This is a genomic window from Shewanella sp. Iso12 (assembly GCF_012030025.1).
Taxonomy (GTDB): domain Bacteria; phylum Pseudomonadota; class Gammaproteobacteria; order Enterobacterales; family Shewanellaceae; genus Shewanella; species Shewanella algae.
Genome location: NZ_JAAUHW010000020.1, coordinates 16,959 through 36,995, shown reverse-complemented (window position 1 = coordinate 36,995; position 20,037 = coordinate 16,959). Strand labels below are relative to the sequence as shown.

21 protein-coding genes are annotated in these 20,037 nt (G+C 50.5%); all 21 read left to right on the top strand.

What is annotated here, in order from left to right; genetic code table 11:
- Window positions 1-112: 112 nt before the first annotated feature.
- Window positions 113-4,144: a DNA-directed RNA polymerase subunit beta gene (gene rpoB / locus HCX89_RS21860; RefSeq protein WP_025012043.1), complete on the top strand. Its 4,032-nt coding sequence runs from the start codon at window positions 113-115 to the stop codon at window positions 4,142-4,144.
- An 84-nt stretch (window positions 4,145-4,228) separates the two neighbouring features.
- Entirely contained in the window at window positions 4,229-8,440 is a 4,212-nt protein-coding gene (gene rpoC, locus HCX89_RS21855) for a DNA-directed RNA polymerase subunit beta' (RefSeq protein ID WP_044733357.1), read from the top strand.
- A 178-nt stretch (window positions 8,441-8,618) separates the two neighbouring features.
- Complete coding sequence (gene rpsL / locus HCX89_RS21850; RefSeq protein WP_025012042.1) at window positions 8,619-8,993, top strand: 30S ribosomal protein S12; 375 nt, start codon at window positions 8,619-8,621, stop codon at window positions 8,991-8,993.
- Between the two features lie 76 nt (window positions 8,994-9,069).
- On the top strand, window positions 9,070-9,540 hold the full coding sequence (gene rpsG, locus HCX89_RS21845; protein ID WP_025012041.1) for a 30S ribosomal protein S7: 471 nt from the start codon (window positions 9,070-9,072) through the stop codon (window positions 9,538-9,540).
- Window positions 9,541-9,612: 72 nt separating this feature from the next.
- The gene (fusA, locus tag HCX89_RS21840) at window positions 9,613-11,709 is read left to right on the top strand and encodes an elongation factor G (RefSeq protein ID WP_025890055.1); all 2,097 of its coding nucleotides are present in this window, start codon (window positions 9,613-9,615) and stop codon (window positions 11,707-11,709) included.
- Between the two features lie 80 nt (window positions 11,710-11,789).
- Window positions 11,790-12,974 (top strand): elongation factor Tu, encoded by a 1,185-nt coding sequence (gene tuf, locus HCX89_RS21835; protein WP_071239068.1) that lies wholly within the window; start codon window positions 11,790-11,792, stop codon window positions 12,972-12,974.
- 360 nt (window positions 12,975-13,334) lie between these two features.
- Entirely contained in the window at window positions 13,335-13,646 is a 312-nt protein-coding gene (rpsJ, locus tag HCX89_RS21830; RefSeq protein WP_011635639.1) for a 30S ribosomal protein S10, read from the top strand.
- Window positions 13,647-13,673: 27 nt separating this feature from the next.
- On the top strand, window positions 13,674-14,312 hold the full coding sequence (gene rplC / locus HCX89_RS21825; protein ID WP_167717456.1) for a 50S ribosomal protein L3: 639 nt from the start codon (window positions 13,674-13,676) through the stop codon (window positions 14,310-14,312).
- A 17-nt stretch (window positions 14,313-14,329) separates the two neighbouring features.
- On the top strand, window positions 14,330-14,935 hold the full coding sequence (rplD, locus tag HCX89_RS21820) for a 50S ribosomal protein L4 (RefSeq protein ID WP_025011959.1): 606 nt from the start codon (window positions 14,330-14,332) through the stop codon (window positions 14,933-14,935).
- The gene (gene rplW, locus HCX89_RS21815) at window positions 14,932-15,234 is read left to right on the top strand and encodes a 50S ribosomal protein L23 (RefSeq protein WP_025011960.1); all 303 of its coding nucleotides are present in this window, start codon (window positions 14,932-14,934) and stop codon (window positions 15,232-15,234) included. The genes rplD and rplW overlap by 4 nt, the downstream gene beginning before the upstream one ends.
- An 11-nt stretch (window positions 15,235-15,245) precedes the next feature.
- Entirely contained in the window at window positions 15,246-16,070 is an 825-nt protein-coding gene (rplB, locus tag HCX89_RS21810; protein WP_025011961.1) for a 50S ribosomal protein L2, read from the top strand.
- 14 nt (window positions 16,071-16,084) lie between these two features.
- A complete protein-coding gene (gene rpsS / locus HCX89_RS21805) occupies window positions 16,085-16,363 on the top strand; it encodes a 30S ribosomal protein S19 (protein WP_025011962.1) in 279 nt (92 codons plus the stop codon).
- 15 nt (window positions 16,364-16,378) lie between these two features.
- On the top strand, window positions 16,379-16,711 hold the full coding sequence (gene rplV / locus HCX89_RS21800) for a 50S ribosomal protein L22 (RefSeq protein WP_025011963.1): 333 nt from the start codon (window positions 16,379-16,381) through the stop codon (window positions 16,709-16,711).
- A 9-nt stretch (window positions 16,712-16,720) separates the two neighbouring features.
- Complete coding sequence (gene rpsC / locus HCX89_RS21795) at window positions 16,721-17,410, top strand: 30S ribosomal protein S3 (RefSeq protein ID WP_025011964.1); 690 nt, start codon at window positions 16,721-16,723, stop codon at window positions 17,408-17,410.
- A gap of 11 nt (window positions 17,411-17,421) precedes the next feature.
- On the top strand, window positions 17,422-17,832 hold the full coding sequence (rplP, locus tag HCX89_RS21790; RefSeq protein WP_025011965.1) for a 50S ribosomal protein L16: 411 nt from the start codon (window positions 17,422-17,424) through the stop codon (window positions 17,830-17,832).
- A complete protein-coding gene (gene rpmC / locus HCX89_RS21785) occupies window positions 17,832-18,023 on the top strand; it encodes a 50S ribosomal protein L29 (protein WP_011758342.1) in 192 nt (63 codons plus the stop codon). The genes rplP and rpmC overlap by 1 nt, the downstream gene beginning before the upstream one ends.
- Window positions 18,023-18,271, top strand: coding sequence for a 30S ribosomal protein S17 (gene rpsQ / locus HCX89_RS21780; RefSeq protein ID WP_025011966.1), 249 nt, complete (start codon window positions 18,023-18,025; stop codon window positions 18,269-18,271). The genes rpmC and rpsQ overlap by 1 nt, the downstream gene beginning before the upstream one ends.
- Before the next feature lie 180 nt (window positions 18,272-18,451).
- Window positions 18,452-18,820, top strand: a complete 369-nt coding sequence (gene rplN / locus HCX89_RS21775; protein ID WP_011494644.1) for a 50S ribosomal protein L14 — start codon at window positions 18,452-18,454, stop codon at window positions 18,818-18,820.
- 11 nt (window positions 18,821-18,831) lie between these two features.
- A complete protein-coding gene (gene rplX / locus HCX89_RS21770) occupies window positions 18,832-19,146 on the top strand; it encodes a 50S ribosomal protein L24 (protein ID WP_025011967.1) in 315 nt (104 codons plus the stop codon).
- Between the two features lie 12 nt (window positions 19,147-19,158).
- Window positions 19,159-19,698: a 50S ribosomal protein L5 gene (gene rplE, locus HCX89_RS21765; RefSeq protein ID WP_025011968.1), complete on the top strand. Its 540-nt coding sequence runs from the start codon at window positions 19,159-19,161 to the stop codon at window positions 19,696-19,698.
- An 11-nt stretch (window positions 19,699-19,709) separates the two neighbouring features.
- Window positions 19,710-20,015, top strand: a complete 306-nt coding sequence (gene rpsN, locus HCX89_RS21760) for a 30S ribosomal protein S14 (RefSeq protein ID WP_025011969.1) — start codon at window positions 19,710-19,712, stop codon at window positions 20,013-20,015.
- Window positions 20,016-20,037: the final 22 nt, after the last annotated feature.

Genomic DNA, 20,037 nt, shown 5'->3' with positions numbered 1-20,037 from the left:
GTCCCTAGCAGTGATTATTGGTTAGGTTCTTGCCATCAACGGTGATGGGCAAACGTGCTGGATTAACTGTGTTGATTCAGTCTTGGTCACATCTCGCAAGCAGAGGAAACCCATGGTTTACTCCTATTCTGAAAAGAAGCGTATTCGCAAAGACTTCGGTAAGCGTCCACAGGTGTTGGACATCCCTTATCTGTTGTCGATTCAGTTAGACTCTTTTAAGAAGTTCACCGATCAAGATCCTACCGGTGAGCGTGGCCTAGAGGCCGCCTTCCGTAGCGTTTTTCCCATCAAGAGCTTTTCTGGTAATTCAGAACTGCAGTACGTCAGCTATAAGCTGGGCGAGCCTGTTTTTGATGTGAAAGAGTGTCAAATCCGCGGTGTGACATACTCCGCTCCACTGCGCGTTAAGCTGCGCATGGTGCTGTATGATCGTGAAGCTGCCGCCGGCACTGTAAAAGATATTAAAGAACAAGAAGTCTACATGGGGGATATCCCTCTGATGACTGAAAACGGTACCTTTGTTATCAATGGTACTGAGCGTGTTATCGTATCTCAGTTGCACCGTAGCCCAGGTGTGTTCTTCGACCACGACCGTGGTAAGACACACTCTTCAGGTAAAGTGCTGTATAACGCGCGTATTATTCCTTACCGCGGTTCATGGCTCGACTTCGAGTTCGACCCTAAAGATGCGTTGTTTGTACGTATCGACCGTCGCCGTAAGCTGCCTGCCAGCATCATTCTGCGTGCCCTGGAATATTCTACTCAGGATATCCTCGACATCTTCTTTGAGCGTGTCGACTTCAAGATCAAGAAAGATTCTCTGGTCATGACACTGGTTCCTGAGCGTCTGCGTGGCGAAACTGCCAGCTATGACATCAAGGATTCAGAAGGCACTGTGCTGGTAGAGAAGGGCCGTCGTATCACTGCCCGTCATATCCGCCAACTGGAAAAAACCAACACCACTGAACTGGAAGTCCCGGTTGAGTACATAGTTGGTAAAGTGGCGGCTCAGGACTATATCGATCCTGACACAGGTGAAGTACTGGTTACCGCCAACAACGAGATCAGCCTGGAAGACCTGGCCAATCTGTCACTGGCCGGTATCAAAGAGGTCAGCACCCTGTACATCAACGAGCTGGATCACGGTGCTTACATCTCTGACACTCTGCGTATTGACTCAACCACCAACCGTTTGGAAGCGTTGGTTGAAATCTATCGCATGATGCGTCCTGGCGAGCCACCAACCAAGGATGCCGCCGAAGCTCTGTTCCAGAACCTGTTCTTCAGCGAAGAGCGCTATGACCTATCTAAAGTGGGCCGGATGAAGTTCAACCGTCGTCTCGAAATCGACGAGAACGAGGGTACCGGTGTACTGACCAAAGAAGACATAGTTGCCGTAATGAAGAAGATCATCGAAATCCGTAACGGTTTTGATGAAGTCGATGATATCGACCACCTGGGTAACCGTCGTATCCGTAGCGTTGGCGAAATGGCCGAGAACCAGTTCCGTGTCGGTCTGGTACGTGTTGAGCGCGCTGTACGTGAACGTCTGTCTCTAGGCGATCTGAACGAGCTGATGCCTCAGGATCTGATCAACGCCAAGCCAATCTCTGCTGCAGTGAAAGAGTTCTTCGGTTCTTCTCAGCTGTCGCAGTTTATGGATCAGAACAACCCACTGTCAGAAGTGACTCACAAGCGCCGTATTTCGGCTCTTGGTCCTGGCGGTCTGACCCGTGAGCGTGCCGGCTTCGAAGTTCGAGACGTGCACCCAACTCACTATGGTCGTCTGTGTCCAATTGAGACCCCTGAAGGTCCAAACATTGGTCTGATCAACTCACTGTCTACCTTTGCCCGTACCAACTCATACGGCTTCCTGGAAACACCTTATCGTAAGGTGATCGACAGTGTGGTTACCGATGAAGTGGAATATCTGTCAGCCATCGAAGAAGGCCGCTATGTGATTGCACAGGCCAACATCGAGCTCGACAACGAAGGTCGCATTGTGGAAGAGCAGGTTGCCTGTCGCCACAAGGGTGAATCTACCTTTATGCGCGCTTCCGATATCCAGTATATGGACGTATCTCCACAGCAGATCATCTCTGTGGCGGCATCTTTGATCCCATTCCTTGAGCACGACGACGCTAACCGTGCATTGATGGGTGCAAACATGCAACGTCAGGCAGTACCAACACTCAAGTCAGAGAAGCCTCTGGTGGGTACAGGTATTGAACGTACACTGGCCGTTGACTCAGGCGTGGTTGTGGCTGCCAAGCGTGGCGGTGTGATCGACTATGTTGATGCCAGCCGCATCGTGGTTAAGGTTAACGAAGATGAGCTGCGCCCAGGCGAAGCCGGTATCGATATCTACAACCTGACCAAGTACACCCGTTCCAACCAGAACACCTGCATCAACCAGCGTCCATGCTGTAGCGTAGGTGAGCCTGTGGTGCGTGGTGACGTGCTGGCCGATGGTCCGTCAACCGACTTGGGCGACTTGGCTCTGGGTCAGAACATGCGCGTGGCCTTCATGCCATGGAACGGTTACAACTTTGAGGATTCCATCCTTATTTCCGAGCGCGTAGCGCAGGAAGACCGTTTCACGACTATCCACATTCAGGAACTGTCCTGTATTGCCCGTGACACCAAGCTGGGTAGCGAAGAGATCACTGCTGACATCCCTAACGTAGGTGAGTCTGCACTGAGCAAGCTGGATGAATCCGGTATCGTTTACATCGGCGCCGAAGTAAAAGGCGGTGACATTCTGGTTGGTAAGGTAACGCCTAAGGGTGAAACTCAGCTGACTCCGGAAGAGAAACTGCTGCGGGCTATTTTCGGTGAGAAAGCGTCTGACGTTAAAGACAGCTCTCTGCGTGTACCTAACTCAGTGAAAGGTACAGTTATCGACGTGCAAGTCTTCACCCGTGACGGTGTTGAAAAAGACAAGCGCGCCATCGAAATCGAAGAGATGCACATTGCTCAAGCCCGTAAGGACTTGACTGAAGAGTTCAAGATCCTCGAAGAGGGTGTACTGAGCCGTGCCCGTAACCTGCTGCTGAGCGCCGGTTTCAGTGAAGCCAAACTGGCTGAACTGCCACGCAAAGACGTATTGGTTCAGGTTATCGACGATGAAGCCAAGCAAACCGAACTGGAACAGCTGGCGGAACAGCACGAAGAGCTGAAAGCCGACTTTGACAAGAAGTTCGAAGTCAAGCGTCGCAAGATCACCCAAGGTGATGATCTGGCTCCAGGCGTACTGAAGATCGTTAAGGTTTACCTGGCGGTTAAGCGTACCATCCAGCCTGGTGACAAGATGGCCGGTCGTCACGGTAACAAGGGTGTGATCTCCAAGATCTGTCCTATCGAAGATATGCCATACGACGAGCAGGGTAACCCTGTCGACATCGTACTGAACCCTCTGGGTGTACCTTCGCGGATGAACATAGGTCAGGTACTGGAAGTTCACTTGGGTGCTGCGGCTAAAGGTATTGGTAATCGCATCAATGCCATGCTGGAAGAACAGCGTGAGCTGGCCGAACTGCGTGGCTACATCAAACAGGTCTATGAACTGGGCGATGAAGTGAAGCAGCGCGTGGATATCGATTCATTTACCGATGATGAAGTTCTGCGTCTGGCCAAACACCTGAAGGATGGTCTGCCAACGGCAACCCCAGCCTTCGACGGTGCCAAAGAAAAAGAGATCAAGCAGATGCTTGAGCTCGCAGGTCTGCCGACTTCTGGTCAGCTGAATCTGTTTGATGGTCGTACCGGTAACCAGTTCGAGCGTCCTGTGACCGTAGGTTACATGTACATGCTCAAACTGAACCACTTGGTTGATGACAAGATGCACGCCCGTTCTACCGGTTCGTACAGCTTGGTTACTCAGCAACCTCTGGGCGGTAAAGCTCAGTTCGGTGGTCAGCGTTTCGGTGAGATGGAAGTGTGGGCCCTGGAGGCATACGGTGCTGCGTATACTCTGCAGGAAATGCTCACAGTGAAATCGGATGACGTTAACGGTCGTACTCAGATGTACAAGAACATCGTTGACGGTAACCATCAGATGCAGCCAGGAATGCCAGAGTCCTTCAACGTATTGCTGAAGGAGATCCGTTCTCTCGGTATCAACATCGAGTTGGATCAAGAGTAAGACGCGGTTTAAAGCCTGCGTTTGGCAACGAATTGGTGCTCCGCGAGAGCGGGGCACCGGGTTTAACTCCTTCAGGAGAGAAACGTGAAAGACTTATTAAAGTTTCTGAAACAGCAAAGCAAGACTGAAGAATTTGAAGGCATCAAGATCGGCCTGGCGTCGCCTGATCTGATCCGTTCTTGGTCATTTGGTGAAGTTAAGAAGCCTGAAACCATCAACTACCGTACATTCAAGCCTGAGCGTGAAGGCCTGTTCTGTGCCCGTATCTTTGGCCCGGTCAAAGATTACGAGTGTCTGTGCGGTAAGTACAAGCGTCTCAAGCACCGCGGTGTGATCTGTGAGAAGTGTGGCGTTGAAGTGACCCAGACCAAAGTACGTCGTGAGCGTATGGGCCACATCGAACTGGCCAGCCCAGTTGCCCACATCTGGTTCCTCAAGTCACTGCCATCCCGTATCGGTCTGATGCTGGACATGACTCTGCGTGATATTGAGCGGGTACTCTACTTCGAATCTTATGTGGTTATCGAGCCAGGCATGACCAGCCTGGAGCGCGGTCAAATGCTGACCGAAGAAACCTACCTGGATGCGCTGGAAGAGTATGGTGACGAGTTTGAAGCCAAGATGGGTGCCGAAGCGGTTCTGGAACTGCTGCGCGCTATCGATCTGGAGAAAGAAGTTGAGCAGATGCGCGAAGAGCTGCCATCTATCAACTCTGAGACCCGTCGCAAGAAAGTCACCAAGCGGTTGAAGCTGGTTGAGGCCTTCTACCATTCAGGCAACAAGCCAGAGTGGATGATCCTCAAGGTGCTGCCGGTTCTGCCACCTGATTTGCGTCCTCTGGTTCCTCTGGATGGCGGTCGTTTCGCGACTTCAGATCTGAACGATCTGTATCGCCGCGTGATCAACCGTAACAACCGTTTGAAGCGTCTGCTGGATCTGGCTGCTCCGGATATCATAGTTCGCAACGAAAAGCGTATGCTGCAGGAATCTGTTGATGCCCTGCTGGATAACGGTCGTCGCGGTCGTGCCATTACCGGTTCCAACAAGCGTCCTCTAAAGTCCTTGGCCGACATGATTAAGGGTAAGCAAGGTCGTTTCCGTCAAAACCTGCTGGGTAAGCGTGTTGACTACTCAGGCCGTTCGGTAATTACCGTGGGCCCAACTCTGCGTCTGCACCAGTGTGGTCTGCCGAAGAAAATGGCGCTGGAACTGTTCAAACCATTTATCTACGGCAAGCTGGAAGGTCGTGGTCTGGCCACTACCATCAAAGCCGCCAAGAAGATGGTTGAGCGTGAAGTTGCCGAGGTTTGGGACGTACTGGATGAAGTGATCCGCGAACACCCTGTGATGCTGAACCGTGCACCAACACTGCACCGTTTGGGTATCCAGGCGTTCGAACCTGTACTGATCGAAGGTAAAGCGATTCAACTGCACCCACTGGTGTGTGCGGCCTATAACGCCGACTTCGACGGTGACCAAATGGCGGTACACGTGCCTCTGACGCTGGAAGCCCAGCTGGAAGCCCGTGCGTTGATGATGTCAACCAACAACATTTTGTCACCTGCCAACGGTGAGCCGGTTATCACTCCTTCTCAGGACGTGGTACTGGGTCTGTACTACATGAGCCGTGAACGCGTAAATGGCCGCGGTGAAGGTATGGCCTTTGAGTCTGTTGCCGAAGCCGAGAAAGCCTATCGCACTGGTGCCGCCGAGCTGCACGCCCGGGTTAAAGTTCGTATCACCGAAACTCATATCGATGAGAACGGTGAGCGCACCCAGCAGCGCCGCATTGTCGACACCACAGTAGGTCGTGCTCTGTTGTCACTGATCCTGCCAGCCGGTATGTCTTTTGATCTGGTTAACCAGAACATGGGCAAGAAGCAGATCTCCCGTTTGCTGAACACCTGCTACCGTCAGCTGGGTCTGAAAGATACTGTTATCTTTGCTGACCAACTGATGTACACAGGTTTCCAATACGCCACTATCTCTGGTGCCTCTGTCGGTATCAACGATATGGAAATCCCGGAAGCCAAGTACAAGCTGGTTGCCGACGCAGAAGCCGAAGTTCTGGAAATCCAGGAGCAGTTCCAGTCTGGTCTGGTTACTGCCGGTGAGCGTTACAACAAGGTTATCGATATCTGGGCCAGCGCCAACGAGAAAGTCTCCAAGGCGATGATGGAAAACCTGTCTTCCGAAGTGGTTATCAACCGCGACGGTGAAGAAGAGAAACAGGCTTCCTTCAACAGCATCTACATGATGGCCGACTCAGGCGCTCGTGGTAGTGCCGCTCAGATCCGTCAGTTGGCGGGTATGCGTGGCCTGATGGCCAAGCCAGACGGCTCTATCATCGAAACGCCCATCGTGGCGAACTTCCGTGAAGGTCTGAACGTACTGCAGTACTTTATTTCTACTCACGGTGCTCGTAAGGGTCTGGCGGATACCGCACTTAAGACAGCTAACTCAGGTTACCTGACTCGTCGTCTGGTGGATGTTGCCCAGGATCTGGTCGTTATCGAAGATGACTGTGGTACTCACGAAGGTCTGATCATGAAGCCGCTGATTGAAGGTGGTGACGTGGTTGAGCCGCTGCGTGAGCGGGTACTGGGTCGTGTTGTTGCCGAGGATGTTTACTATCCTGGTTCCGACGAAGTCCTGGCGCCACGTAACACTCTGCTGGATGAAGCATGGTGTGACAAGCTGGAAGAGTACAGCGTCGACGAAGTTAAAGTTCGCTCTGTGATCTCCTGTGATACCGACTTCGGTGTTTGTGCCAAGTGTTACGGTCGTGACCTGGCCCGTGGTCACCTGATTAACCAAGGTGAAGCAATCGGTGTTGTCGCTGCTCAGTCAATCGGTGAGCCTGGTACACAGCTGACGATGCGTACCTTCCACATCGGTGGTGCGGCATCCAGGGCTTCTGCAGAAAACAACGTTCAGGTGAAGAACGCCGGTAACCTGAAGCTGCATAACGCCAAGTTCGTTAAGAACAGCGATGGCAAGCTGGTTATCGTATCGCGCTCGTCCGAGCTGGCGATTATCGATGAACTGGGCCGTGAGAAAGAGCGCTACAAAGTGCCTTACGGTACTGTGCTGGAAACGCTGGAAGGCGCTGAAGTTACCGCTGGCCAGACTATCGCAAACTGGGATCCACATACTCACCCCATCATCACTGAAGTGGCGGGTTATGTGAAGTTTGAGCAGATGATTGACGGTGTCACCATCTCGCGTCAAACCGACGAGCTGACCGGTCTGTCTTCTATCGTGGTATTGGATGTGGCCCAGCGCCCAAGCGCCGGCAAAGAAATGCGTCCAATGATCCGTTTGGTTGACGAAAACGGTAATGACCTGACCATTCCTGGTACCGACGTACCTGCGCAGTACTTCCTGCCCAGCAATGCGATCGTAAACCTGGAAGATAATGCTCAGATCAGCGTCGGTGATGCACTGGCTCGTATTCCTCAGGAATCGTCCAAGACTCGCGATATTACTGGTGGTCTGCCAAGGGTTGCTGACCTGTTCGAAGCCCGTAAGCCAAAAGAGCCGGCGATTCTGGCTGAGATCAGCGGTACCATCTCCTTCGGTAAAGAGACCAAAGGTAAGCGTCGTCTGGTTATTACCCCTGCTGAAGGCGGTAACCCATACGAAGAGATGATCCCTAAGTGGCGTAACCTGAACGTGTTCGAAGGTGAAAAAGTCGAACGCGGTGAAGTGATCGCCGATGGTCCAGAGTCTGCTCACGATATTCTGCGTCTGCGCGGTATCCACAACGTAGCCAACTACATTGTGAATGAAGTACAGGACGTATATCGTCTGCAGGGTGTGAAGATTAACGACAAGCACATTGAGGTGATCATTCGCCAGATGCTGCGTAAGTGTCTGATCACTGAAGCCGGTGATTCTGAGTTCCTCGAAGGGGAGCAGGTTGAAGTGTCCCGCGTCAAGATCGCTAACCGCGAACTGGAAGAGCAGGGCAAGATTCCGGCCAAGTTCGAACGCGAACTGCTGGGTATCACCAAAGCCTCTCTGGCGACTGAGTCCTTCATCTCTGCGGCTTCGTTCCAGGAAACCACTCGCGTACTGACCGAAGCGGCAGTAGGCGGTAAGAGTGATAACCTGCGCGGTCTGAAAGAGAACGTGATCGTAGGTCGTCTGATCCCGGCCGGTACCGGTTATGCTTACCACAACAACCGTAACCAGGCTCGTGGTGAAGTAGCGACTGAAGCACCTAGCATCAGCGCCAGCGAAGCCGAACAGAACCTGGCCGATCTGTTGAACCTGGCAGGTAGTCAGGAATAAGTAGCATAGATGTTATAAAAGGCGCCGAAAGGCGCCTTTTTCATTGGAATACGCTGCAAAAGTTGGCTATTTCTTGACAGCCAAGCCTTACCTTTCTAAAATTCCGCGTCCCACTATTGTGGGATTAGATTTTTCACACCTTATTGTTGAGTTGAAATCAACTGATTCGGAGCTATACATGGCAACTGTAAACCAGTTGGTACGTAAGCCTCGCGCACCTAAAGTCGAAAAGACTAACGTGCCTGCGTTGAACGCGTGCCCACAAAAGCGTGGTGTTTGTACTCGTGTGTACACCACTACTCCAAAAAAACCTAACTCTGCACTACGTAAAGTAGCTCGTGTGCGTCTGACCAACGGTTTCGAAGTAACTTCGTACATCGGCGGTGAAGGCCACAACCTGCAGGAACACAGTGTAATCCTGATCCGTGGTGGTCGTGTTAAAGACTTACCTGGTGTGCGTTATCACACTGTTCGTGGCGCCCTGGACTGTGCTGGTGTGACTTCACGTCGCCAAGCTCGTTCTAAGTACGGTGCTAAGCGTCCTAAGTCTTAATGGTTTTCCGTTAAGTAAGGCCAAGCTAAATATAAATTCCAGTTTTGGAAATACCTGAAGCATACGGAGAATAGTTATGCCAAGACGTCGCGTAGTAGGACAACGTAAGATCCTACCTGATCCAAAGTTTCAAAGTGAGTTGCTGGCTAAGTTCATCAACGTCATTATGCAGGACGGCAAAAAGTCGACTGCTGAAAAAATTATCTACAAAGCACTGGATGTTGTCGCCGATAAGAAAGGCGAAGAGCATCTGGTTATCCTTGAAGCAGCCCTGGAAAACGTTCGCCCAGCGGTAGAGGTTAAGTCTCGCCGTGTTGGTGGTTCTACTTACCAGGTTCCATGTGAAGTTCGCCCAGTTCGTCGTAACGCACTGGCGATGCGCTGGTTGGTTGAAGCTGCTCGTAAGCGTGGTGAAAAATCTATGGCTCTGCGCCTGGCAGGTGAACTGCTGGACGCTTCCGAAAACAAAGGTACTGCCGTTAAGAAGCGCGAAGACGTGCATCGTATGGCAGAAGCCAACAAAGCGTTTGCTCATTACCGTTGGTAATATCGGGCGCGGGCTTGCCCGCGCTTTCTCTGACATTGCTAAGATTTTTATCTTAGTCAAGAGGGTATAATCGTGGCTCGTACAACTCCAATTGAGCGTTATCGCAACATAGGTATTTGTGCTCACGTTGACGCAGGTAAAACCACTACCACAGAGCGAGTCCTGTTCTATACAGGGGTAAACCACAAGATGGGTGAAACCCATGACGGTGCGTCTACCACTGACTGGATGGTTCAGGAGCAGGAGCGGGGTATTACTATTACCTCTGCGGCTGTTACCACGTTCTGGCGCGGTATGGATGCCCAGTTTACTGAGCATCGTATCAATATCATCGATACCCCAGGTCACGTCGATTTTACTATTGAGGTAGAGCGTTCTCTGCGCGTACTTGACGGTGCCGTAGTGGTCTTTTGTGGTTCTTCTGGTGTGGAACCTCAATCTGAGACCGTATGGCGTCAAGCCGACAAGTATCATGTCCCCCGTCTGGTGTTCGTCAATAAGATGGACCGTGCCGGTGCCGACTTTGATCGCGTAGTAGGACAGATCCGTAACCGTCTCGGTGCAACTTGTGTGCCTATTCAATTGAATATTGGTACAGAAGAAAACTTTAGCGGGGTTATCGATCTCATCAAGATGAAAGCCATCAACTGGAATGAAGAAGACCAGGGCCTGACTTTCACTCACGAAGAGATCCCAGAGCATTTGCTTGCCAAGGCAACCGAAATGCGCGAATACCTGGTAGAGAGTGCCGCAGAGGCTTCTGATGAGCTGATGGACAAATACCTTGAAGAAGGTGAGCTCACAGAAGAAGAGATCAAAAAAGCGCTTCGTCAACGTACTATCAACAACGAAATTGTGCTGGCTACCTGTGGTAGTGCCTTTAAAAATAAAGGCGTACAGGCAGTTCTCGATGCCGTTGTTGAATACCTTCCTGCTCCTGTTGATGTTCCTGCGATTAAGGGCATCGATGACAGAGAACAGGAAGTTGAGCGTGTTTCTGATGACAATGCACCTTTCTCTGCGTTGGCATTCAAAATCGCAACAGACCCATTTGTGGGTACTTTGACCTTTATCCGGGTTTACTCAGGTGTCCTGGAGTCGGGTTCAGCCGTTTACAACTCTGTAAAAGAGAAGCGTGAACGTATCGGTCGTATCGTGCAGATGCACGCCAACGACCGTAAAGAACTGAAAGAAGTGCGCGCAGGTGATATAGCTGCTGCTATCGGCCTGAAAGATGTGACAACCGGTGACACCCTGTGTGACCCAGACCATAAGGTAATTCTGGAGCGGATGGAATTCCCCGAGCCGGTTATTACCATTGCTGTGGAACCTCGTTCCAAAGCCGACCAGGAAAAGATGGGCATTGCGCTGCAGAAGCTGGCAATGGAAGATCCTTCTTTCCGGGTTGAGACTGATGAGGAGTCGGGTCAGACTCTGATTTCAGGTATGGGTGAGCTACACTTGGACATTATCATCGACCGTATGCGCCGTGAGTTCAGCGTTGAATGTAACGTTGGTAAACCTCAGGTGGCTTATCGTGAAACTATCCGCAGTGCCGTGGAAGTGGAAGGTAAGTTTGTGCGTCAGTCTGGTGGTCGTGGTCAATTCGGTCATGTCTGGCTGAAACTGGAGCCTCGTGAAGAGGGTGCCGGTTATGAGTTTGTCAACGAAATCGTTGGTGGTGTAGTTCCTAGAGAATACATTCCTGCGGTTGACAAAGGGATCCAAGAACAGATGAAGAACGGTGTTCTCGCCGGCTTCCCTGTATTGGACGTGAAGGTCACTCTGTTCGACGGTTCATATCATGATGTGGACTCGAACGAAATGGCGTTCAAAGTTGCAGGTTCTATGGGCTTCAAGAAGGGGGCGCTGCAAGCTAACCCTGTGTTGCTCGAGCCTTGCATGAAGGTTGAAGTGACAACCCCAGAAGACTACATGGGTGACGTAGTAGGTGATCTGAACCGTCGTCGTGGTCTAATCGAAGGTATGGATGACGGCGTCGCCGGTATCAAGATCATTCGAGCTGTGGTACCTTTGGCTGAAATGTTTGGTTATGCAACAGATTTGCGTTCAGCGACTCAGGGTCGGGCTTCATACTCCATGGAGTTTTTGAAGTACTCTGAAGCGCCGCAAAACGTTGCTAAAGCAGTTATCGAAGCTCGTACCTGATTTAGGTAACGGCATTAACTGTTATTTTGATTGATGGTGTCCGGCAGCGCCGGACTCTTCTGAAAAGAAAGGAATATATCGTGTCTAAAGCTAAATTTGAACGTTCCAAGCCCCACGTTAACGTGGGCACCATTGGTCACGTTGACCATGGTAAAACCACTCTGACTGCTGCTATCTCAACTGTACTGTCTAAGACTTACGGTGGTGAGGCGCGTGACTTCGCAGCGATCGATAACGCTCCAGAAGAGCGTGAGCGCGGTATTACCATCAATACCTCTCACATCGAGTATGACACTCCAACTCGTCACTACGCCCACGTAGACTGCCCAGGTCACGCTGACTATGTTAAAAACATGATCACCGGTGCTGCCCAGATGGACGGCGCAATCCTGGTAGTAGCTTCTACTGACGGCCCAATGCCACAGACTCGTGAGCACATCCTGCTGTCTCGTCAGGTAGGTGTACCTTTCATCATCGTATTCATGAACAAGTGTGACATGGTAGACGATGAAGAGCTGTTGGAACTGGTAGAGATGGAAGTTCGTGAACTGCTGTCTGAGTACGATTTCCCAGGTGATGACCTGCCAGTAATTCAGGGTTCAGCTCTGAAAGCTCTGGAAGGCGACGCTCAGTGGGAAGCCAAGATCATCGAACTGGCCGAAGCACTGGATACCTACATCCCTGAGCCAGAGCGTGATATCGATAAGCCATTCCTGCTGCCTATCGAAGACGTATTCTCAATCTCTGGTCGCGGTACTGTAGTAACAGGTCGTGTAGAGCGCGGTATCATCAAAGTCGGTGACGAAGTAGAAATCGTGGGTATCCACGACACTACCAAGACCACCTGTACTGGTGTAGAAATGTTCCGTAAGCTGCTGGACGAAGGTCGTGCCGGTGAGAACTGCGGTATCCTGCTGCGTGGTACCAAGCGTGATGAAGTAGAGCGTGGTCAAGTACTGGCTAAGCCTGGTTCAATCACTCCACACACCAAGTTCGAATCAGAAGTTTACGTCCTGTCTAAAGAAGAAGGTGGTCGTCACACTCCATTCTTCAAAGGCTACCGTCCACAGTTCTACTTCCGTACAACTGACGTGACCGGTACTATCGAACTGCCAGAAGGCGTAGAGATGGTAATGCCAGGTGACAACATCAAGATGACAGTAACTCTGATCTGCCCAATCGCGATGGATGAAGGTCTGCGCTTCGCCATCCGTGAAGGTGGCCGTACAGTTGGTGCTGGTGTTGTAGCCAAGATCATCGCTTAATTGCTGATCTAAGCTATCGTAAAAAGGCGACCCCAGGGTCGCCTTTTTATTGGCCGTTTGTCAGTCGTTCAAAAACGGTTGGCAATGAGTGCTAAAGTCAGTATAATCTGCGCCACTTTTTGACAGCGTTAATGCTGTTGATAATTCCGACAGTAGGCTTGTAATCCGTAACTGGATGAGTATAATAGCCTCCTCGCTTAACTTGAGTAAGCGACAAAGTTGATTTAGCCCTAGGGGCTAAACACAAATACAGCGACTCCGATTGGGAGTCGAACGGTTAAATCATCTCGCTCTGTCTTTCCAAGAAAGGAAATGGCTAGAGGGTGATTTTTTATGTGTCCATTTTAGGAGCTCTGGTCAATGCAGAACCAAAGAATCCGTATCCGCTTGAAAGGATTTGATCATCGTTTGATTGATCAGTCTACTGCGGAAATCGTTGAAACTGCTAAGCGTACTGGCGCCCAGGTACGTGGTCCTATCCCACTGCCTACGCGCAAAGAGCGTTATACCGTTTTGATCTCTCCGCACGTTAATAAAGATGCTCGTGACCAATACGAAATCCGTACTCACAAGCGTTTGGTTGACATCGTAGAGCCAACTGAGAAGACAGTCGACGCGCTGATGCGTCTGGATCTTGCGGCTGGTGTCGACGTACAGATTAGCTTGGGTTAATTGAGATCCTTAGAAGAGGTTTGAGAGATGGCTATCGGTCTTATTGGTCGTAAAGTGGGTATGACCCGCATCTTCACCGAAGATGGCGTGTCTATCCCTGTTACTGTAATTGAAGTAAATGCAAACCGCGTTACTCAGGTGAAAACTCTGGAAAACGACGGCTACCGTGCACTTCAAGTTACTACTGGTGCCAAAAAAGCCAACCGCATCACTAAACCAGAAGCAGGTCACTTTGCCAAAGCGGGCGTTGACGCCGGCCGTGGTTTGTGGGAAATGCGTCTGGCAGACGGTGAATGCGAAGGCATTGAAGTTGGTGCTGAGCTGAACGTAGATATCTTCGCTGACGTAGCGAAAGTAGATGTTACCGGTCAATCAAAAGGTAAAGGTTTCCAAGGTGGCGTTAAGCGCTGGAACTTCCGTACCCAGGATATGACTCACGGTAACTCATTGGCGCACCGTGCTAACGGTTCTATCGGTCAGAACCAGACGCCAGGTCGCGTATTCAAAGGCAAAAAAATGTCAGGCCACATGGGTGCTGAGCGTGTTACCACTCAAAATCTGGACGTAGTACGTGTAGATGCTGAGCGTAACCTGCTGCTGGTTAAAGGTGCTGTTCCAGGCGCTACCAATGGCGACCTGATCATCAAGCCTGCCGTTAAAGCCTAAGGTCTGAGGAGATAGTAATGGAATTGGTATTGAAAGACGCGCAAAGCGCTCTTGAAGTTTCCGAAACTACCTTCGGCCGTGACTTTAATGAAGCACTGGTTCATCAGGTAGTTGTAGCTTACGCTGCAAACGCGCGTCAGGGCACTCGTGCTCAGAAAACTCGCGCTGAAGTGACTGGCTCTGGCAAAAAGCCATGGCGCCAAAAAGGTACTGGCCGCGCTCGTGCGGGTGGTGTCAAGGGCCCAATCTGGCGTGGCGGTGGCGTAACTTTCGCTGCTAAAACCCAGGATCACAGCCAGAAAGTCAACAAGAAAATGTACCGCGGCGCTCTGAAGAGCATTCTGTCCGAGCTGGTACGTCAAGAACGTCTGATCGTTGTTGAAAAGTTTGCTGTTGAAGCTCCTAAAACTAAAGAGCTGAAGGCCAAGCTGAAAGACATGGGTCTGGAAGACGTATTGATTGTGACTTCCGAAGTTGACGAGAACCTGTTCTTGGCAGCTCGCAACCTGTACAAGGTTGATGTTCGTGATGTTGCTGGTATCGACCCAGTAAGCCTGATCGCGTTCGACAAAGTGCTGGTAACTGCTGATGCTGTTAAGCAAATCGAGGAGATGCTGGCATGATCCGCGAAGAACGTTTACTGAAAGTTATTCTGGCGCCTCACATCTCTGAAAAGAGCACTGTGGTTGCTGAGAAGAACAACACTGTAGTTTTCCGTGTAGCTATCGACGCCACTAAAGCAGAGATCAAAGCTGCAGTTGAAAAACTGTTTGAAGTTGAAGTTGATTCAGTTCGCACTCTGGTGAACAAAGGCAAAACCAAGCGTCACGGTGCCCGTGCTGGTCGTCGCAGCGATTGGAAAAAAGCCTATGTTACTCTGGCTGAGGGTGCTGACATCGATTTCGTCGGCGCTGAAGCGTAAGGAGATTACTCATGGCAGTTATTAAGTGTAAGCCAACCTCTCCAGGTCGTCGCCACGTCGTTAAAGTGGTGAACACTGACCTGCACAAGGGTAAACCTTTTGCTGGCCTGTTGGCGAAAAAATCTAAGAGTGGCGGCCGTAACAACACTGGTCGTATCACTGTTCGTCACGTTGGTGGTGGTCATAAGCAACACTACCGTCTTATTGACTTCAAACGTGATAAAGATGGTATCCCAGCGAAGATTGAGCGTCTGGAATACGATCCAAACCGTACTGCGCACATCGCGCTGGTACTGTACGCAGACGGTGAGCGTCGCTATATCCTGGCAGCCAAAGGCATGCAGGCTGGTGACAAAATCGTTTCTGGCGTAGAAGCTGAAATCAAGACAGGTAACGCCCTGCCACTGCGTAACATCCCAGTTGGTAGCGTAGTTCACGCTGTTGAAATGAAACCTGGCAAAGGTGCTCAAATTGCACGTTCTGCCGGTGCTTATGTACAAGTTGTAGCTCGTGATGGCGCTTATGCCACTCTGCGTCTTCGCTCTGGCGAAATGCGCAAAGTGCCAGTTGATTGCCGCGCGACTCTGGGTGAAGTTGGTAACGCCGAGCATATGCTGCGTCAGCTGGGTAAAGCTGGTGCCAAGCGCTGGAGAGGCGTACGCCCAACAGTTCGTGGTGTTGCAATGAACCCAGTAGACCATCCACATGGTGGTGGTGAAGGCCGTACTTCTGGTGGTCGTCACCCAGTGACTCCATGGGGTGTGCCAACTAAGGGTTACAAGACCCGTAGTAACAAGCGCACTGACAAGTACATCGTACGTCGTCGTAATAAATAGTAAGAGGATTCGCCATGCCACGTTCTCTCAAGAAAGGTCCATTCATTGACCTGCACTTGCTGAAGAAGGTAGAGAAAGCGGTGGAAGCAGGTGACAAGAAGCCTATTAAGACTTGGTCACGTCGCTCTATGATCATTCCAAACATGATTGGTTTGACCATCGCTGTCCATAATGGTCGTCAGCACGTTCCTGTGTTCGTAACTGACGAAATGATCGGCCACAAGCTTGGTGAATTCTCACCAACTCGCACTTATCGCGGCCATGCTGCTGATAAGAAAGCGAAGAAGCGCTAATACGGGAGGAGTAAGATGGAAGTTTTAGCTAAACATCGTTTTGCCCGTACGTCGCCTCAAAAGGCTCGTCTGGTAGCTGATCAGATCCGCGGTCTGCCTGTTTCCAAGGCCCTCGAGATCCTGACCTTTAGCCCCAAGAAAGCCGCCGTACTGGTCAAAAAAGTACTGGATTCAGCCATTGCCAATGCTGAGCACAATCAAGGTGCCGACATTGATGAACTGAAAGTTGGAAAAGTCTTCGTTGATGAAGGCCCAACCATGAAGCGCATCATGCCACGTGCTAAAGGCCGCGCCGACCGTATCATGAAGCGTACCAGCCACATTACTGTGGTTGTATCAGATCGCTAGGAGAGAGCAATGGGACAGAAAGTACATCCTAATGGTATCCGTTTGGGTATCACTAAGCCTTGGATCTCTACCTGGTACGCTGATAAAGCAGACTACGCTGCTAATCTGCACGGCGACTGGGAAGTGCGTAAGTTTCTCGAAGAGAAGCTGAAAGCCGCATCAGTATCTAAGATCGTTATCGAACGCCCAGCGAAAAGCATCCGCGTTACCATTCACACTGCCCGTCCAGGTGTTGTGATCGGTAAGAAAGGTGAAGACGTTGAGGTTCTGCGTGCTGAAGTTGCCAAAATTACTGGCACTCCTGCGCAAATTAACATCGCTGAGATCCGCAAGCCTGAGTTGGACGCCAAGCTGGTAGCCGATTCAATCGCTCAACAGCTGGAACGTCGTGTTATGTTCCGTCGCGCTATGAAGCGTGCGGTACAGAACGCTATGCGTCTGGGCGCTAAAGGTATCAAAGTTGAAGTTAGTGGCCGTTTAGGCGGCGCTGAGATTGCGCGCACCGAGTGGTATCGCGAAGGCCGTGTGCCTCTGCATACACTGCGTGCTGACATCGACTATTCAACCTCTGAAAGTCACACTCAATACGGTGTGATCGGCATTAAAGTTTGGGTCTTCAAAGGTGAAGTTCTGGACGGTATCATGCCTCAGATCGAAGAGCCGAAGCAGCAACCTAAGCGCAAGCCTCGTGGTAAATAGGAGAGCCGGCAATGCTGCAACCTAAACGTATGAAGTTTCGCAAAATGTTCAAAGGCCGCAACCGCGGTCTGGCGAACGGTACTGAAGTTAGCTTCGGTACATTTGGTCTGAAAGCAGTTGGCCGCGGCCGTTTGACTGCACGTCAGATCGAATCTGCCCGTCGTGCAATGACACGTCACGTTAAGCGTCAAGGAAAAATCTGGATCCGGGTTTTCCCTGACAAGCCAATTACCTCTAAGCCTCTTGAAGTGCGTATGGGTAAAGGTAAAGGTAACGTTGAATACTGGGTATGTCAGATTCAACCAGGTAAGGTACTCTATGAAATGAATGGTGTTTCAGAAGAGCTGGCCCGCGAAGCTTTCGCACTGGCCGCTGCTAAACTGCCTATCAAGACTACCTTCGTAACTAAGACGGTGATGTAATGAAAGCGAGCGAACTGAGAGAAAAGAGCGTTGAGGAATTGAACGCTGAACTGCTTGGTCTGCTGCGTGAGCAGTTTAACCTGCGTATGCAACACGCCACTGGTCAGCTGGCACAAACTCACCAGCTGAAACAAGTGCGCCGTAACATTGCGCGCGTTAAGACCATTATTACTTCTAAGGCAGGTGCATAATGTCTGAGAAAATCCGTACTTTGCAGGGTAAAGTCATCAGCGACAAGATGGACAAGTCCATCACTGTAGCTGTTGAGCGTCAAGTTAAGCACCCAATCTACGGTAAGTACATCAAACGTACTACTAAGATCCATGCACATGACGAACAAAACCAGTGTAAAGAAGGTGATTTCGTGTCTATTCGCGAATGTCGCCCTCTGTCCAAGACCAAGTCATGGACCCTGGTTGAAGTAGTAAGCAAGGCCTAATTTTTAATTAGGTTAACTGGTAAACGGCTCCTTTTCGGGGCCGTTTGTTTTTTAATACTATCCATCCTCTATTTATGGTGTTATACTTGCGCGCCATTTTTGACCGATTTGAACGGCAAAAGTGGTGTTTATTTAGCCCCATGGTGGGGATTGTGTAGTAACGATAGCGGAGCACTTAAAATGATCCAAATGCAATCGACTCTCGATGTCGCATGTAACAGCGGCGCGCGCAGAGTTCAGTGTATTAAGGTCTTGGGTGGCTCTCATCGTCGTTATGCCGGTATCGGCGACATCATCAAGGTTTCTGTTAAAGAAGCCATTCCTCGCGCTAAAGCGAAGAAAGGTGATGTGTATAACGCGGTGGTAGTCCGTACTAAGAAAGGCGTACGTCGTCCAGACGGTTCTGTCATTCGCTTCGATCGGAATGCAGCGGTATTGCTTAACGCAAACCTTGCCCCGATTGGTACTCGTATCTTTGGACCTGTGACACGTGAACTGCGTACTGAGCAATTCATGAAGATTGTGTCGCTGGCACCAGAAGTACTGTAAGGAGCTTCAAAATGGCAGCAAAAATCCGTCGTGAAGACGAAGTAATTGTACTGGCCGGTAAGGATAAGGGTAAGCGCGGTAAGGTTACTCGTGTACTTACTACCGGTAAGTTAATTGTTGAAGGCATCAATCTCGTTAAGAAGCACCAGAAGCCTAACCCACAACTGGGTGTGACTGGTGGTATCGTTGAGAAAGAAGCACCGATTCAAGCATCTAATGTTGCGATCTTTAACCCTGTCACTGGCAAGGCGGATCGTGTTGGTTTCCGATTCGAAGACGGTAAGAAAGTCCGTTTCTTCAAATCGAACAGTGAACTCGTTAAGTAACTGGAGTAAACGATGGCGAAACTGCATGATAGATACAAAGAGACTGTTGTTGCTGAACTGACTAAAAAGTTCGGTTATACCAGTGTCATGCAAGTCCCTCGGATTGAGAAAATCACCCTGAACATGGGTGTTGGCGAAGCCGTAGCTGACAAGAAAATCATGGAAAATGCTGTCCGTGATATGACTGCTATTGCCGGCCAAAAACCAGTTGTGACTGTAGCTCGTAAGTCAGTTGCTGGTTTTAAAATCCGTGAAGGCTACCCTATTGGCTGTAAAGTAACCCTGCGCGGTGAGCGTATGTGGGAATTCTTTGAGCGTTTAGTTGACATCGCAATCCCTCGTATCCGTGACTTCCGTGGTCTGAGCGCTAAGTCGTTCGACGGCCGTGGTAACTACGCGATGGGCGTGCGCGAGCAGATCATCTTCCCAGAAATCGACTACGATAAAGTCGATAAGATTCGTGGTATGGATATTGTTATCACTACCTCTGCGAATACTGACGAAGAAGGTCGCGCTTTGCTTGATGCTTTCAACTTCCCATTCAAGAAATAAGGGGTAGCGAAATGGCAAAACTGTCAATGAAGGCACGTGAAGCAAAACGTGCAAAGCTCGTGGCCAAGTATGCTGAAAAGCGTGCAGCTCTTAAGGCTATCATCAGCAGCCCTGAGTCTTCTGACGAAGCTCGTTGGGATGCGGTTCTTAAGCTGCAAGCTCTACCACGTGATTCAAGCGCATCGCGTCAACGCAATCGCTGTAATCAAACTGGCCGCCCTCATGGTTTCCTGCGCAAATTCGGCCTGAGCCGTATCAAGCTGCGTGAAGCAACCATGCGTGGTGAAGTTCCTGGTCTGCGTAAGGCCAGCTGGTAAGCACTTGTCACGGAGTAAGCTA

What these genes read in the sequence shown, in the direction of transcription:
- rpoB (WP_025012043.1), top strand. Translation starts at nt 113, where the DNA reads ATGGTTTACTCCTATTCTGAAAAGAAGCGTATTCGCAAAGACTTCGGT.
- rpsL (WP_025012042.1), top strand. Translation starts at nt 8,619, where the DNA reads ATGGCAACTGTAAACCAGTTGGTACGTAAGCCTCGCGCACCTAAAGTC.
- rpsG (WP_025012041.1), top strand. Translation starts at nt 9,070, where the DNA reads ATGCCAAGACGTCGCGTAGTAGGACAACGTAAGATCCTACCTGATCCA.
- rpsJ (WP_011635639.1), top strand. Translation starts at nt 13,335, where the DNA reads ATGCAGAACCAAAGAATCCGTATCCGCTTGAAAGGATTTGATCATCGT.
- rplC (WP_167717456.1), top strand. Translation starts at nt 13,674, where the DNA reads ATGGCTATCGGTCTTATTGGTCGTAAAGTGGGTATGACCCGCATCTTC.
- rplD (WP_025011959.1), top strand. Translation starts at nt 14,330, where the DNA reads ATGGAATTGGTATTGAAAGACGCGCAAAGCGCTCTTGAAGTTTCCGAA.
- rplW (WP_025011960.1), top strand. Translation starts at nt 14,932, where the DNA reads ATGATCCGCGAAGAACGTTTACTGAAAGTTATTCTGGCGCCTCACATC.
- rplB (WP_025011961.1), top strand. Translation starts at nt 15,246, where the DNA reads ATGGCAGTTATTAAGTGTAAGCCAACCTCTCCAGGTCGTCGCCACGTC.
- rpsS (WP_025011962.1), top strand. Translation starts at nt 16,085, where the DNA reads ATGCCACGTTCTCTCAAGAAAGGTCCATTCATTGACCTGCACTTGCTG.
- rplV (WP_025011963.1), top strand. Translation starts at nt 16,379, where the DNA reads ATGGAAGTTTTAGCTAAACATCGTTTTGCCCGTACGTCGCCTCAAAAG.
- rpsC (WP_025011964.1), top strand. Translation starts at nt 16,721, where the DNA reads ATGGGACAGAAAGTACATCCTAATGGTATCCGTTTGGGTATCACTAAG.
- rplP (WP_025011965.1), top strand. Translation starts at nt 17,422, where the DNA reads ATGCTGCAACCTAAACGTATGAAGTTTCGCAAAATGTTCAAAGGCCGC.
- rpmC (WP_011758342.1), top strand. Translation starts at nt 17,832, where the DNA reads ATGAAAGCGAGCGAACTGAGAGAAAAGAGCGTTGAGGAATTGAACGCT.
- rpsQ (WP_025011966.1), top strand. Translation starts at nt 18,023, where the DNA reads ATGTCTGAGAAAATCCGTACTTTGCAGGGTAAAGTCATCAGCGACAAG.
- rplN (WP_011494644.1), top strand. Translation starts at nt 18,452, where the DNA reads ATGATCCAAATGCAATCGACTCTCGATGTCGCATGTAACAGCGGCGCG.
- rplX (WP_025011967.1), top strand. Translation starts at nt 18,832, where the DNA reads ATGGCAGCAAAAATCCGTCGTGAAGACGAAGTAATTGTACTGGCCGGT.
- rplE (WP_025011968.1), top strand. Translation starts at nt 19,159, where the DNA reads ATGGCGAAACTGCATGATAGATACAAAGAGACTGTTGTTGCTGAACTG.
- rpsN (WP_025011969.1), top strand. Translation starts at nt 19,710, where the DNA reads ATGGCAAAACTGTCAATGAAGGCACGTGAAGCAAAACGTGCAAAGCTC.